The organism is Williamsia muralis (assembly GCF_002735905.1).
Classification (GTDB): Bacteria; Actinomycetota; Actinomycetes; order Mycobacteriales; family Mycobacteriaceae; genus Williamsia; species Williamsia muralis_A.
Genome location: NZ_PEBD01000008.1, coordinates 685,943 through 700,613 on the forward strand (window position 1 = coordinate 685,943; position 14,671 = coordinate 700,613).

Below are 14,671 nucleotides of genomic sequence, written 5' to 3' on the forward strand. Positions count from 1 at the left end.
GTGACTTGAGGAGTAGAGGTACATGCGGCAGAGATTTGTGCGCGGCGCACTGGGACTGATGGCCGGCGCGGTATCCGTGTGCACAGTGCTGGGTATGTCCTCGACCGTTGCGGTCGCCGCCCCAGCACCGCAGAGTCCGGTGGCACCTGCTGTGCAGGCTCCCGCTCTCCAGGCGCCGGCGCCGGTCCCAGGCGTCAAGATCACCAACACGTTCTGGTACTCCGATCGCCGTGTGGCGATGTGGGTGTACTCACCCGCGATGGGCACCAACATCCAGGTTCAGCTGCTGCTCGCCCGTGACTGGAACTACCGTCCGGCGAACAAGTTCCCGCAGATGTACATGCTCGACGGACTCCGGGCCCAGGAAGATCAGAACGGCTGGGTCCTCAACACCAACATCGAGGACTTCTACAAGGACAAGAACGTCAACGTCGTCCTGCCCGTCGGTGGCGAGTCGAGCTTCTACACCGACTGGGCCGAGCCGGACAACGGCAAGAACTACCAGTGGGAGACGTTCCTGACGAAGGAACTCCCACCGTTGCTGGAGAGCCAGTGGCGCTCCACGGACGTGCGGGGGGTCGAGGGACTGTCGATGGGTGGCAGCGCCGCGATGATGCTCGCGGGCCGCAACCCGGGCTTCTTCAAGTTCGCCGCATCGTTCTCGGGCATCTTGCAGCTCAGCTCCTTCGGGATGCCGCAAGCGGTGCAGTTCGCGATGAACGACGCCGGTGGATACGACTCGAGCAAGATGTTCGGACCGCCGACCAACCCGGCGTGGAAGGAACACGACCCGTACCTCCTGGCCGACAAGCTCAAGGGCGTGAGCCTGTACGTCTCGTCCGGTAACGGCATGGTCGGTCAGTACGACACCCCGTCGACCATCCCGTACCTCGCGACGAACTACGCGGGTGTGGGCCTCGAGGTGCTGTCGCGTGTCACATCGCAGCAATTCGCCAGCAAGCTGAACCAGCTCGGCGTCCCGGCCCAGGCGGTCTACCGCGCGTCCGGAACCCACACGTGGCCGTACTGGCAGTTCGAGATGCAGCAGGCGTGGCCGCAGGCAGCAGGTGCACTCGGCCTAGGGGTCGACAGGCCGGCGTGCTCAACCGGCGGCGCCATCGCGCCCGTCTACAAGGCCAACAAGAAGGCACTCGAAGAGTGCCTGACCCCCGAATACGACGTGCCGGGTGGACGCGCGCAGGACTTCCGCAACGGACGGATCATCTGGTCGGCGAAGACCGGCGCCAAGGTCGTCGGTGGCGGAATCGGCGGCGCGTACGTGGCTGCCGGAGGCCCGGGCGGGTGGCTCGGGTTCCCGACCAGCGACGAGCTCGCGACACCGGACCGGATCGGGCGCTTCAACCGCTTCCAGAACGGCAACATCTACTGGACCGCGAAGACCGGCGCGCACGCCGTCGGTGGGGCGATCCTGGCCGACTGGGGCAAGGCCGGTTACGAACGTGGGCCGCTGAAGTACCCGACCGGGGACGAGATCGACACACCCAACAAGAAGGGTCGGGTGCAGGCGTTCCAGATCGGCGGCTACTACTGGACTCCGGCAAACGGTGCCCACTCGGTCCAGGGCAAGATCATGGACAAGTACGCCACGCTCGACTTCGAGGGCGGCTGGCTCGGATTCCCGAAGACCAACGAGATCGGATTGCGCGACGGCGGACGGTTCAACGCATTCGACGGTGGCAACATCTACTGGACGCCGGCCAAGGGTGCATTCGCCATCCCTCTCGGACCCATCTACGACGCATGGGGCAAGGCCGGATTCGAGAACGGCAAGTTCGGCTATCCGGTCAGCGATCAGATGAACATCACCGGCGGCTACCGGGTGAACTTCGAACGCGGCGCCATCGAGGTCGTGAACGGGGTCGTCACCGCCAAGTGATTCCTCAGGTGCCTTCTGTAGCCTTGCGGAGGTATTCAGGGCGCAGAGCGCGAATCCCGGCTCGCAGCGCGGGGTGTCCGGGTCGGCCTGGCGGAGTGTTTTCGGTCCGCCGGCTCACCGGACCCCGCCGTGCCGTCCGGCGAGAAGACACAAGGAAGTGACATGACAGGCAACATCATTCGGGTTGTGACCGCGGGTGCCGCGCTGCTCATCACCGCAGCGCTCGCCACCGGTTGCGGCGACGATTCGACCGCGTCGGCGCCGACTGATTCGGTGAGCACCACCAGTAGTACGACGAGCGCCACCAGCAGCGCTGCGCCGTCGTCGGGCGCCTCGACGGCCACGTCGACCGAGGCGAGCAGCGACGGACAGCCCGACGACACCGAGGGTCTTCCCGAGACGGGTCCGCCCTCGGCGAATGTGCCCGAAGGCGTCGACGAGAACGACAAGACCGAGGACTACCTCGCAGAACTGAAGAAGCAGGGCGTCGAGTTCCCCAACGACCCCGACAACGCCATCGCGCTCAGTGCAGCTTCGGCGGTCTGCCAGGGCAAGGAGCAGGGTGCCAGCCCGGCCGACATCAAGGTGATCGTGGTACCTCTCGTGGGCTCGGGCACCACCGACGAGGCCAAGGCACAGGCCAACGCCGACAAGGTGATCAAGGCCGCCGAAGCCAAGTACTGCTGACGGTCGCCGACATGACAACCACAAAGCGGCCGACATGACACGTAAGAAACGAAGTCGGGGACGCACGTTGCTGTTCGTGGTCCTCGGCCTGGGGATCCTCAGCGTCATCGCGGTGATCCTGGTGATCATCCTGATCATCAACCTGCTTCGGCCCGACCCGGGGCAACCGGGTGGACCTTCATCGTCGCCGCCGTCGTCGGCTGCACCGCGACCCACCGCGCAGCCCGCCGATTGCCCGGACGTCCAGGTGATCGTGGTGCCCGGTACGTGGGAGTCGGCATCGAATGACGACCCCTACAATCCGACTGCGAACCCGAACTCGTTGATGCTCAAGGTGTCCGGGCCGCTCGCAGAGGAGTTCGACAGCTCGCGGGCCGACGTCTACACGGTGCCGTATGTGGCACAGTTCCGGAATCCGACCGTGCTGACCGACCGCCAGATCGACTACAACACTTCACGGGCCGAGGGCACCAGCAAGGCCCGCGCCAAGATCACCGAGGTCAATCAGAAGTGTCCGCTCACGAGCTTCGTCCTGATGGGCTTCTCGCAAGGAGCGGTCATCGCAGGTGACATCGCGGGTGAGATCGGTAACGGTCGGGGGCCGGTCGCTGCCGATCTCGTGGTGGGCGTCGGACTGATCGCCGACGGTCGCCGTCAGCCGAATCAGGTGGAGACGGTGGGTCCCAACCCTCCCGGCGTCGGTGCGGAAATCGCTCTCGACATCCTCCCGATTCCCGGGATCGACCTGACCGGGCCACGCCCCGGCGGATTCGGCGAGCTCACCGACCGCACGTACTCCCTCTGTGCGCCAGGCGATCTGATCTGTGATGCACCCACCATCGCGAACCCGATCGAGGGCATCAGCAAGTTGATGGGTGCCATCAACAACCCGGTACACGCGATGTACAACACCACTCGGTACTGGAATGACGACGGTGAGCCGGCCACGGAGTGGATGACGGGCTGGGCACGTGACGTGATCGACAAGGCGCCTTTCCCCAAGCACGAATGAGCCCGCCGGACCGGATCGAGCGCATTTTGCGCTGATCAGGTGCGGAAGTATCGTCTACTGCCGAGCCGGGCCCGTAAGGCATGGGCGACGACCACCGGGCATGTTCGACAACCAGGAGACTTGCGATGACTTCAGCCGAGGCCGCACCGGGCCCCCGTAAGTTCCGGTTCGGAGCGGGTGGCGAGGGCAACCGTGACGAGGGTGGGGCGCGTAAGTTCGTCAAACTCGCGCAGACCGCCGAGGAGTACGGGTTCGACACGTTCGCCGTGCCCGACCATCTGGGCAACCAGGTGGGGCCGCTCGCGGCCCTCGGTGCACTCAGCCAGGCCACCGACCGGATCCGGCTGGCCACGTCGGTGCTGGCCAACGGTTACCGGCATCCGGCCCTGCTGGCCAAAGAGGCCACCACCATCGACGTGCTGTCCAAGGGCCGCCTGGAGCTGGGGATCGGCGCGGGCTGGATGAAAGAAGAATTCGACAAGGCGGGTATCGAGTTCGAATCGCCCGGCGTCCGGATCCGCAGGCTCGATGAGTCGCTGACCATCTTGGACGGACTCCTTCGCGGTGAGGAGGTCAACTTCTCGGGTGAGTTCTACAACATCAAGGGTTTGGTGGGCAGTCCCCGACCGCGGCAGGGTCCCCGGCCTCCGATCGCCGTCGGCGGCGGTGGCCCGAAGATGCTGGCGCTTGCCGCCAAGCACGCCGACATCATCTCGGTCGCGACGGGCACCACGCCCGACGGCCGGCTGAGGTTGTCCGACATGACGATGGAGAAGACCATCGAGCGTGTGGACCGGATCCGGCAGGCGGCCGGTGACAGGTTCGACGAGATCGAACTCAACTGGACGATCGCCACGATCGTGATCACCGATGATCGCGAGGCGACCGCGGAGATGGCACTGGCCGCACTCGACCAGGGCTATCCGCCGAACATCGCCATGGACGTCAAGTTGTCGGTGGACGACATCCTGGCCTCGCCGTACCTTGCTTTCGGGTCGTTCGAGCAGATCGCCGACCAGATCCGCGAGGTTCGCAGGCGAACGTCCATGTCGTATGTCGGGGTGTTCCCGACGCAGATGGATGCCTTCGCACCGATCATTCCGATACTCAAGGGCGAGTAGCCACATTCGTGGTCGCGAAAGCGTAGGTTGTCTCACGACCCGTACCCAAGGCGAGTGGTACTGGCCGGTAAGGTGTGGAAGGTTTGGCTCGGGTCGGCGGCGACCGCGAGTCCTATTTGGCTTGACAAGAAAAGTAGGGAACGCTGTTGGAGACGAGGCGTGTGGCATCGATGAAGCACATGGTGCCGCGCGCTGAGCTCGACCGTTCACAGGTGACGCAAGCCGAACACAAGGTGGATCACCCCGCGGACGCACTGTCACGCAGGGCTGGTGACCAGATTTGTGTCCGGGGCGTCGAGGTCGCGATCAGGAGTACGAATGAACAACGAGTTTGACCAGTTCTTGGACGAGAACGGAAATCTGTTCTTCGACGACGACGTGACGCTGGTCGACTACGTGGAACGCAATGTCATCGAGCAGGCCGAGACGCTCGCGTACCGCTTCATGGACTACAGCCGCGAACGCGATGGCGAGCCGATCGACCTGACCTGGGCCGAGTTCGGCAAGCGGCTTCGTGCCATCGCCGCGCGGCTGCAGCAGGTCACGCAACCGGGCGACCGGGTGGCAATCCTGGCCCCGCAGTCGCTGGAGTACGTGATCGGCTTCTTCGGGTCGCTGTTCGCGGGCAACATCGCGGTTCCGCTGTTCTCGCCGGACGAGCCGGGTCACACCGACCGGCTCACCGCGGTGCTCGCCGACTGCAAGCCGAGTGTGATCCTCACGGCGACCAAGTCGGCCGAGGCCGTCCGCGACTTCTTCAAGCCGTTGCCTGCGAAGGAACGTCCTCGGGTCATCGCTGTCGATGCCGTTCCCGATTCGGTCGGCGACACGTGGGTCAAGCCGAAACCGGCCCTGCACGATGCGGCCTATCTGCAGTACACCTCGGGTTCCACCCGGGTTCCCGCCGGCGTCGTCATCACCTATGAGTCGGTGGCCGCCAACGCGCTGCAGATGATCGACGCGATCGAGTTCGACCACAACTCGCGCGGCGTGACCTGGCTGCCCATGTTCCACGACATGGGCCTGCTCACGGTCATCCTGCCCGCACTGGGCGGCAAGTACATCACCATCATGAGCCCGCAGGCGTTTGTCCGGCGGCCCGGCCGGTGGATCAAGGAACTGGCCGCAGTCGCCGATGGCGCCGACACCTTCGCCGCCGCCCCCAACTTCGCCTTCGAGCACGCCGCTGTGCGTGGCGTTCCGAAGCCCGGCGAGAAGCTCGACCTGAGCAACGTCATCGGCCTGATCAACGGCAGCGAGCCGGTCACCGTCAGCTCGATGAAGAAGTTCAACGAGGCCTTCGGTCCGTACGGACTCCCGAAGACCGCCATCAAGCCCTCATACGGGATGGCAGAGGCCACGCTCTTCGTGTCGTCGACCAAACGCGAGAACGAGGCGAAGGTCATCTATGTCGATCGCACCGCCCTCAACGCGGGAGAGTTCAAGCTGGTCGATCAGGATGCGCCGGGTGCAGTGGCACAGGTGTCCTGTGGACAGGTGTCGGTGAGTCAGTGGGCCGTGATCGTCGACTCCGAGACCGGCACCGAGCGTCCCGACGGCCATGTGGGTGAGATCTGGCTGCACGGGATGAACATCGGCCACGGATACTGGGGTCGGCCGGAGGAGACCGAGGAGACGTTCAACAACACCCTCACCGCGCCGCTGCCCGAGGGCAGCCGGAGCATCGGTGCTCCCCAGGGCGCCAAGTGGATGAAGACCGGCGACTACGGCGTCTGGTTCGAGGACGAGCTGTACATCACCGGACGAGTCAAGGACCTGGTGATCGTCGACGGCCGCAACCACTACCCGCAGGACCTCGAGTTCTCGGCGCAGGAAGCCAGCCCGGCTCTGCGGCCCGGCTTCGTGGCCGCGTTTGCCGTGCCTGCCAACGAACTGCCCGAGGTGGTCTTCCAGAACTCCGCCAGCGGACTCAAGTTCGACGCGGACGACGCCTCCGAGCAGCTGGTGATCGTCGCCGAGCGTGGACCGGGCAAAAAGGTCGACCCGCAGGAGGTCGCCGATACCGTACGCGCCACGATCGCCCAGCGACACGGTGTGATGGCACGAGACGTGCTGATGGTTCCGGCGGGCTCGATCCCACGTACCTCCAGCGGCAAGATCGCCCGGCGGGCATGTAAGGCGGCGTACATCGACGGAACTCTGCGCGGTGGTTACCAGCAGACGGCGTTCCCCGATGCGCCACACGAGAATCAATAGTCTGGACTACCCGATGCCTGAACTGAACAGTTCGACAAATGAGCTTTTGAACTCCGAAGACAAGTTGCCGGGGTCGAGTTTCGGTCCGGGAGACAGCAGCGGTGACGGCGAGCTGGACGTGTCGCCGGTGGGCTCAGCGACCGATTCAGGCGAAGAACGGCAGAACGACGAGAAGGCCGGTGACCTGACGGTCTCGGAGCTCCGGGAGTGGCTGCGGCAGTGGGTCTCCGACACGACCGGACTGCCGGTCGACCAGGTCTCCGACGACCGGCCGATGGAAGAGTTCGGCTTGTCCTCGCGCGACGCGGTTGCGCTGTCGGGCGACATCGAGGACAAGACCGGCATCATCCTCACCGCCACCGTCGCCTACCAGCATCCGACGATCGCGTCGCTGGCCAAGCGCATCATCGAGGGCGACCCGGATGCGGGCCGCGAGGACGATGACGACGACGACCTGTACAACCGGAAGCGGAGCCCGAACGACGACATCGCGATCGTCGGTGTGGCAACACGTTTCCCGAAAGCGGGTCACACCCCGGAATCCACCTGGGACCTGCTGATCAACGGCGGCGACGGCGTCAGCGACCTGCCCGAGGATCGTTGGACCGAGTTCAAGTCGGATCCGCGAATCGCCAAGGTGCTCGACGAGGCGAACCTCAAGGGTGGATACCTCGACGACGTCAAGGGCTTCGATGCGGACTTCTTCCAGATGTCACCGCGTGAGGTCGAGATGGTGGACCCGCAGCAACGGCTCGCACTCGAACTGACCTGGGAGGCACTCGAACACGCGCACATCCCGGCCAGCGACCTCAAGGGCGGCCAGGTCGGTGTGTTCATCGGCAGCTCCACCAACGACTACCAGATGCTGGCGGTCTCCGATCCCGAAGGCGCCGGCGAAACCGCTGCATACGCGCTGACGGGTACCTCCACTTCCATTGTGGCGGGACGAGTTTCGTACTACTTCGACTTCCGCGGGCCGTCCATCGCGCTCGACACCGCATGCTCCTCGTCGCTGGTCGCGGTGCACCAGGCAGTGCGCAGCCTGCGCAGCGGCGAGTCCGATGTCGCACTCGCGGGCGGCGTCAACATGCTGATCACCCCGGCTGCGACGCTGGGGTTCGACTCCGTGGGTGTGCAGTCCAAAGACGGTTACATCAAGGCGTTCTCGTCCGACGCCGACGGCATGATCCGCGCCGAGGGTGGCGGACTCGTTGTGCTGAAGCGACTTTCCGATGCCCGCCGCGACGGTGACAACGTGCTCGCGGTGGTCGCGGGATCAGCGGTCAACTCCGACGGGCGCTCCAACGGTCTGCCCGCCCCGAATCCCGAAGCGCAGGTTCAGGTGCTGCGTAGCGCCTACATCGATGCTGCGATCAACCCGCGCGACGTCGACTACATCGAGGCGCATGGCACGGGAACCATTCTCGGCGACCCCATCGAGGCGGACGCCCTGGGCCGTGTGGTGGGCAAGGGCCGCGATGCGGACAAGCCGACGCTGCTCGGCTCGGCGAAGACCAACTTCGGTCACCTCGAAGCCGGTGCTGGTGCCGCAGGCCTGATCAAGCTGATCCTCGCCCTCCAAGAGAACAAACTCCCGCCGTCGCTGCACTACGCAGGCCCCAACCCGTACATCCAGTTCGACGCGCTGCGGCTCAGTGTCGTCACCGAGCCGGCTGATTGGCCCAGGTACTCCGGCCGCGCCATCGCGGGTGTCTCAGGATTCGGGTTCGGCGGTACCAACGCCCACGTGGTGGTCCGAGAGGTGACGCCTGAAGACCTGAGGGAGCCCGCCGCCGAGGTCATCGACGAGCCGGTTGCCGCCCAGGCGACGGTCGCCGACTTCCTCGACGAGGACGACGACCTCGACGAATTCCTCACCGAAGCCGAACGTGCCGCGCTGGGTCAGCTCGCTTCCACGCCGGCGAAAGCCGAAGAGCCGCAAGCCGAAGAGGACCCGGCAGTAGGGTTCGCGCCGTGCCGGGCCGAGGGTTCGGTTGTCCCGCTGGTGGTCTCGGGGTTCCTCCCGTCGCGTCGTCGCAAGACCGCCGCCGACCTCGCCGACTGGCTCGAGACCGACGCTGCGAAGAACACGCCGCTCGTCGACATCGGGCGGGCCCTGGCCCACCGAAACCATGGGCGTACCCGGTCGGTGGTGATGGCCCGAACGCACGAGGACGCGCTCAAGGGCATGCGGGCGGTCGCGGACAACAAGAACAGCCCGCTCGTCTTCACCTGTGATTCACCGGATTCGGCGTCGCCCGTGTGGCTGTTGTCCGGGTTCGGTTCGCAGCACCGCAAGATGGGCAAGCAGCTCTACACCGAGAACCCGGTGTTCGCCGCGGCGGTGGACAAGGTCGACAAGCTGATCGTCGACGAGCTGGGCTACTCGATCGTCGAGCAGTTCCTCGACGATTCGGTTGCCTACGAGATCGAGACGTCGCAGATCGGGATCTTCACCATCCAGATCGGCCTGGCCGAGTTGCTCCGCCACCACGGTGCGGATGCCGGTGTGGTGGTCGGGCATTCGATGGGTGAGGCAGCAGGCGCCTACATCACCGGTGGTCTGTCCCTCGAGGACGCTGTTCGGGTCATCTGCCAGCGGTCGCGGCTGATGGGCGAGGCCGAGGCCCAGTTGACCGGCGACGACATCCGGCTGATGGCTCTGGTGGAGTACAGCGCCGACGACATCACCGGTGTGCTCGCCGACTACCCCGATCTCGAGATCTGCGTGTACGCAGCACCCACCCACACCGTCATCGGTGGTCCCGAACCGCAGGTCGACGCCATCGTGGCGCGGGCCGAGAGCGAGGGCAAACTCGGGCGAAAACTCGCCACGAAAGGTGCCAGCCACACATCCCAGACCGACCCGTTGCTCGGTGAACTCGCCTACGAGCTCACCGGCATCGACCCGCGGTCGCCGAAGATCGGCTTCTACAGCTCGGTCGACCGCGAGACCTTCTACCGGCCGGGCAGCGAGCCGGTGCACGCCGTGGAGTACTGGACCAAGGGCCTTCGGCACAGCGTGTGGTTCTCCCAGGCCGTCGCCAAGGCCGTCGAGAACGGGCACACCACCTTCCTCGAACTGTCCCCGAACCCCGCGGTTCTGATTTCCGTTGCCGCCGTGACTTTCTCCGTCGGCATCCACAACGCCGAACTGATCGAGACGTTGCGCCGCAAGGAAGACGAGAGCCAGGGCGTGATCAACGCGCTGATGAAGCTCTACGTGCACGGTCATGCCGTCGACGTCGGATCATTGTTCGGTAAGGGCGATTTCGCCGCGATCCCTCGGACCCGGTTCGAACGCAAGCCGTACTGGCTGACCGCGAACATCTCGGCCGGGTCGGGCGATTCCAGGATTCCGGGATCGCACGTGGCCCTCCCCGACGGCCGCCACGTCTGGCAGGTGGCCGCATCGGCAGCGTCCGACCTCACCGAGCTCGTCAGAGTTGCCGCGTCGCAGGTGCTTTCCGACGTACAGGTGACGGCGGTGCTCCCGCACGGTGAGCCGGTGGGCGCCTCGACGCTGACCACCACCTTGGCACCTCACCCGGGCGGCGGCGCGCTGCAGGTGCATGCTGCCGAAGGCACTTCGTTCCGGTTGCTCCTCGATGCCGTGGTGGCCTCCGGTGGACCGGCGCCGGCCGCCGTCCAGACGGCGCCCGCCACCGCGCCTGTGACGGCCGAGCAGTCCGGGTTCGTCGACAACACGCTGGTGACCGAACCGGAGATCAGCGATGAGATCGGTGCCCGGTGGGATCCGGCCTCCGGCGAGACCATCGACGACAGGCTGGCACAGATCGTCGCAGAGTCGATGGGTTACGAGGCCGAGGATCTGCCTCGTGAGATCCCGTTGATCGAGCTGGGTCTGGATTCGTTGATGGCCATGCGCATCAAGAACCGTGCGGAGTGGGAGTTCGACATCCCGCAGCTGCAACTGCAGGCGATGCGCGACGCCAACCTCCAAGACGTGGTCAAGTTCGTCACCTACGCCGTGGAGCACCGCGACGAGGTGGAGGCGCTGGCCGCCGATGCAGCGGGCAAGGGCGAATTGGACACCGCTGCACTGGCCGAACTGATCAACTCTGAGGGAACCAAGACCGACGAGCCCCAGCCCGTCGAGCCCCAGTCCGTCGAGCCCCAGCCCGAAGCGCGTCTCGAAACACCCGCGCCCGAACAGGCTGTCGTCGAGGCGGATTCGACGCCTGCCCCGGCTCAGCCGGCAGCACCGGCACAAGCCCAGGCCGACAAGCCGAAGGCCGGCCTGCAGAACGCGGCAGCGGTCGCTGCCGCGGCCGGTGCTGACGTCCCACCGCGAGATGCGGCCGAGCGTCTCACCTTCGGCGTGTGGGCCGTGGTCACCGGAAAGTCTGCCGGCGGCATCTTCAACCCGCTTCCGGTGCTCGACGACGAGACCGCGGAGAAGTTGACGGCGCGGTTGTCCGAACGTGCGGGCGGCGAGCTCGACATCGAGGACGTGATCGACGCCGACAACATCGAGACGATGTCGAACTACGTGCGTGAGCATCTCGAGGGTGGGCTGGTGGATGGGTTCGTCCGCTACCTCCGGACTCCCGAGAACTCAGACCGCACACCGGTGCTGGTGTTCCACCCGGCCGGTGGCTCCACCGCCGCGTACGAGCCGCTGCTCAAGCGACTGCCCGAGGACGTCCCGGTCATCGGATTCGACCGCGTCGAGGGGACCATCGAAGAACGGGTCCGGCAGTACTACCCGAAGCTGCGCGAGATCCAACCCACCGGCCCGTACGTTCTGGTCGGCTGGTCTCTTGGCGGCGCCCTGGCATACGGATGCGCGCAGGTGCTCGTCGAAGCCGGTGAAGAGGTCTCCTTTGTCGGCCTGATCGATGTGGTGCGCCCGGCCGAACCGGTCGAGGACACCCCGGAGAGCAAGCGGGCCCGCCTCGAGCGGTACCTGGACTTCGCCAAGCGCACCTACGGTCTCGACGACGTGCCGATCCCGATGGACCGCCTGGTCGAGGCCGACGACGACGGCCAGTTCAAGATCATCATGGAGATGTTGGCGATGAGTGACGCCAAGATCCCCGGTGGCATCATCGAACACCAGCGCACCAGCTTCCTCGACAACCGTGCGTTGTCGACGGTGGAACCGACGCGCTACGACGGCAAGGTGGTCCTCTACCGGGCCGACAAGATGCATGATGGCGCAATCGAACTCGAACCGCAGTGGGCAAAGATCGATGAAGACGGAAGATGGGGAGAGGTGGTCGACGATCTCGAGATCATCCATGTCGGAGGCGATCACCTGGCGATCATCGACGAACCCTACATCGGAAAAATCGGTGCCGATCTGACCGCACGGTTGGAAGAGCTCGCAAGAAAGTGACCCAGATTGACTGACACCACCGCCGGCAAGCTCAAGGAACTTCGCGAGAAGCTCGAGGCGGCAAAAGAACCCGGCGGCGAGCGGGCGGTCGCGAAGAGGGCTGCCAAAGGCATCGCCTCGCCTCGCGAACGACTGGACATGTTGTTCGACCCCGGCACCTTTGTCGAGTTCGGTCGACTCGCCAAGATGCCCGGCGCCGCGGACAGCGGCTACGGCGATGGTGTGGTGACCGGGCACGGCCTGGTCAACGGCCGTCCGGTCGCGGCGTTCTCGCACGACCAGACGGTGTTCGGCGGCACGGTCGGTGAGATGTTCGGCCGCAAGGTCTCGGCCATCATGGAGTGGGCCGGCAAGATCGGCTGCCCCATGGTCGGCATCAACGATTCCGCAGGCGCCCGTATCCAGGATGCGGTCACATCGCTGGCCTGGTACGCCGAGATGGGCCGTCGCAACGACCTGTTGTCGGGGTTGGCGCCGCAGGTCTCGATCATCCTCGGCAAGTGTGCGGGCGGCGCGGTGTACACCCCCGCGAACACCGACATTCTCGTCGGCGTCAAGGACGAAAGCTACATGTTCGTCACCGGGCCGGACATCCTCCGTGAGGTGAACGGTGAAGACGTCTCGGCCGAGGAACTCGGTGGCTCGTACAACCAGTCCAAGTGGGGCAACATCCATCACCTGGCCGATGACGAGAAGAGCGCATTCGAATGGGTGCGTGACTATCTCGAGTACATGCCGTCCTCCTGCCACGAGAAGGCGCCGGTGATCAATCCCGGGCTGGAACCGGAGATCACCCCCAGCGACCTCTCACTCGACACCTTCATGCCGAACAACGACAACACCGGCTACGACATGCGCGACATCATCCTGCGCGTGTTCGACGATGGTGCGTTCCATGAGGTCGCCGAGTTGTTCGCCCCCAACATCATCACCGGATACGCCCGGGTGGACGGCATCTCGGTGGGTGTGGTGGCCAATCAGCCGAACGTGATGGCCGGTGTGCTCGACACCGACTCGTCGGAGAAAGCCACTCGTTTCGTCCGAATCTGCAACGCGTACAACATCCCCCTGATCTTCCTGGTCGACACCCCGGGCATCCTTCCGGGCGTCGAGGAGGAGAAGAAGGGCACCATCCGGCGCTCGGGCAAGTTCCTGTTCGCCTACGTGGAGGCCGACGTCCCGAAGATCACCGTGGTGCTGCGCAAGGCATATGGCGGCGCCTACGCGGTGATGGGTTGCAAGCAGCTCGGTGCCGACATCAACTTCGCGTGGCCCACGGCCAAGATCGCGGTGATGGGTGCGGAGTCCGCGGCCACCATCCTGACCCGGCGGCAGACCGAGAACGCGACGCCGGAAGAGGCTGCGAAGATCCGACAGGACTTCGTCGACTTCTACAACACGATGATGGCAACGCCGTACCTCGCGGCCGAGCGCGGTTACATCGACGCCGTGATAGATCCGTCGAGCACTCGGTTGCAGCTGCGAAAAGCGTTGGCACAGTTGAAGGACAAGCACATCCTGCGGTCGCCGCGTAAGCACTTCCTGATGCCGATCTAAATCCTCCGCGTGTGGTGACATCCTCCGGTTGCAACCGGAGGATGTGGCTGCAGTCGGAGGGTGTGGGGGTTTCAGCTGACGTCGTCGTCCTCGTCGGGATGCCGGATGCCTCCCGCGAGCATCACGCCGATGGCAAAACCCGCCACGGGGAACGCATACGCCCACCCGAAGCCGATGTCGGGCAGTTGACCGTCTCCGGACACGAGTACGGCCTTGTGAGGCACCAACCGTATCGTCGCCAGGATGGCTGCGCCGCCCAGCGTGCAGCCCGCGACCGTCGTCAGACTGAACACCTCACTCTGGGTGCTCGGACCGAGCCTCGCGGTGAAACGTTCGATGGCCCAGCCGAGCAGACCCGCGCAGATCGCGAATGCAGCGGGGATCAGCCAGACCCAGCCCGGCACGTGGAGGGCGAGGTCGCGGCCGGACGGGACGTGCACCTTGGGCGACGACTCCGTGATCCCGGGAGTGATGAAGTACCAGCCGAGGACCGCGACCAACCCGAAGCCCAGACCGATGACGGCTGCTCGCAACCACGTTGTGCGCCACAGGCGTAGTACAGCTGGCGTGGATCGGACCGTTCCCATCCTCATACCGTTGCACACAGCCGCCCCGCGACGCCGCAGATCCTCACGCTGCAGTCACTTCCTCTGGCTCGTCACTCCCTCCGACTCCTGCTTGTTCCTCCGGTTGCAGTCGGAGGGTGTGACTGAAGTCGGAGGGGATCGGCGGGAACGGGGTCGTGGTGGACGTCGGCTCGCCTGTTCCTCCGACTCGTGCTTGTTCCTCCGGTTGCAGTCGGAGGATGTGACTGGAGT

Annotated in this window: 8 protein-coding genes; 7 read left to right on the forward strand and 1 reads right to left on the reverse strand. The window is 65.3% G+C overall.

Annotated elements, in window-relative coordinates:
* The first annotated feature begins 22 nt into the window (after positions 1-22).
* The 7 genes from CSW57_RS12320 (at position 23) to CSW57_RS12350 (ending at position 13,853) form a co-directional block, all read left to right on the forward strand.
* Positions 23-1,897: an alpha/beta hydrolase-fold protein gene (locus tag CSW57_RS12320; protein ID WP_099383003.1), complete on the forward strand. Its 1,875-nt coding sequence runs from the start codon at positions 23-25 to the stop codon at positions 1,895-1,897.
* Positions 1,898-2,059: 162 nt separating this feature from the next.
* The gene (locus CSW57_RS12325) at positions 2,060-2,584 is read left to right on the forward strand and encodes a DUF732 domain-containing protein (protein ID WP_143696530.1); all 525 of its coding nucleotides are present in this window, start codon (positions 2,060-2,062) and stop codon (positions 2,582-2,584) included.
* Between the two features lie 34 nt (positions 2,585-2,618).
* On the forward strand, positions 2,619-3,596 hold the full coding sequence (locus CSW57_RS12330) for a cutinase family protein (protein ID WP_099383005.1): 978 nt from the start codon (positions 2,619-2,621) through the stop codon (positions 3,594-3,596).
* A 125-nt stretch (positions 3,597-3,721) separates the two neighbouring features.
* Complete coding sequence (locus tag CSW57_RS12335; protein ID WP_023954845.1) at positions 3,722-4,717, forward strand: LLM class F420-dependent oxidoreductase; 996 nt, start codon at positions 3,722-3,724, stop codon at positions 4,715-4,717.
* A gap of 318 nt (positions 4,718-5,035) precedes the next feature.
* Positions 5,036-6,934: a long-chain-fatty-acid--AMP ligase FadD32 gene (gene fadD32 / locus CSW57_RS12340; RefSeq protein WP_099383006.1), complete on the forward strand. Its 1,899-nt coding sequence runs from the start codon at positions 5,036-5,038 to the stop codon at positions 6,932-6,934.
* Between the two features lie 13 nt (positions 6,935-6,947).
* Positions 6,948-12,296 (forward strand): polyketide synthase Pks13, encoded by a 5,349-nt coding sequence (pks13, locus tag CSW57_RS12345; RefSeq protein WP_099383007.1) that lies wholly within the window; start codon positions 6,948-6,950, stop codon positions 12,294-12,296.
* A gap of 6 nt (positions 12,297-12,302) precedes the next feature.
* A complete protein-coding gene (locus CSW57_RS12350) occupies positions 12,303-13,853 on the forward strand; it encodes an acyl-CoA carboxylase subunit beta (protein ID WP_099383008.1) in 1,551 nt (516 codons plus the stop codon).
* 71 nt (positions 13,854-13,924) lie between these two features.
* On the opposite strand, the gene CSW57_RS12355 is transcribed toward CSW57_RS12350, so the two are convergent.
* A complete protein-coding gene (locus CSW57_RS12355) occupies positions 13,925-14,440 on the reverse strand; it encodes a hypothetical protein (protein WP_099383009.1) in 516 nt (171 codons plus the stop codon).
* Between the last annotated feature and the right edge of the window lie 231 nt (positions 14,441-14,671).

What these genes read in the sequence shown, in the direction of transcription:
- CSW57_RS12335 (WP_023954845.1), top strand. Translation starts at nt 3,722, where the DNA reads ATGACTTCAGCCGAGGCCGCACCGGGCCCCCGTAAGTTCCGGTTCGGA.
- CSW57_RS12325 (WP_143696530.1), top strand. Translation starts at nt 2,060, where the DNA reads ATGACAGGCAACATCATTCGGGTTGTGACCGCGGGTGCCGCGCTGCTC.
- pks13 (WP_099383007.1), top strand. Translation starts at nt 6,948, where the DNA reads ATGCCTGAACTGAACAGTTCGACAAATGAGCTTTTGAACTCCGAAGAC.
- CSW57_RS12320 (WP_099383003.1), top strand. Translation starts at nt 23, where the DNA reads ATGCGGCAGAGATTTGTGCGCGGCGCACTGGGACTGATGGCCGGCGCG.
- CSW57_RS12355 (WP_099383009.1), bottom strand. Translation starts at nt 14,440, where the DNA reads ATGGGAACGGTCCGATCCACGCCAGCTGTACTACGCCTGTGGCGCACA.
- CSW57_RS12330 (WP_099383005.1), top strand. Translation starts at nt 2,619, where the DNA reads ATGACACGTAAGAAACGAAGTCGGGGACGCACGTTGCTGTTCGTGGTC.
- fadD32 (WP_099383006.1), top strand. Translation starts at nt 5,036, where the DNA reads ATGAACAACGAGTTTGACCAGTTCTTGGACGAGAACGGAAATCTGTTC.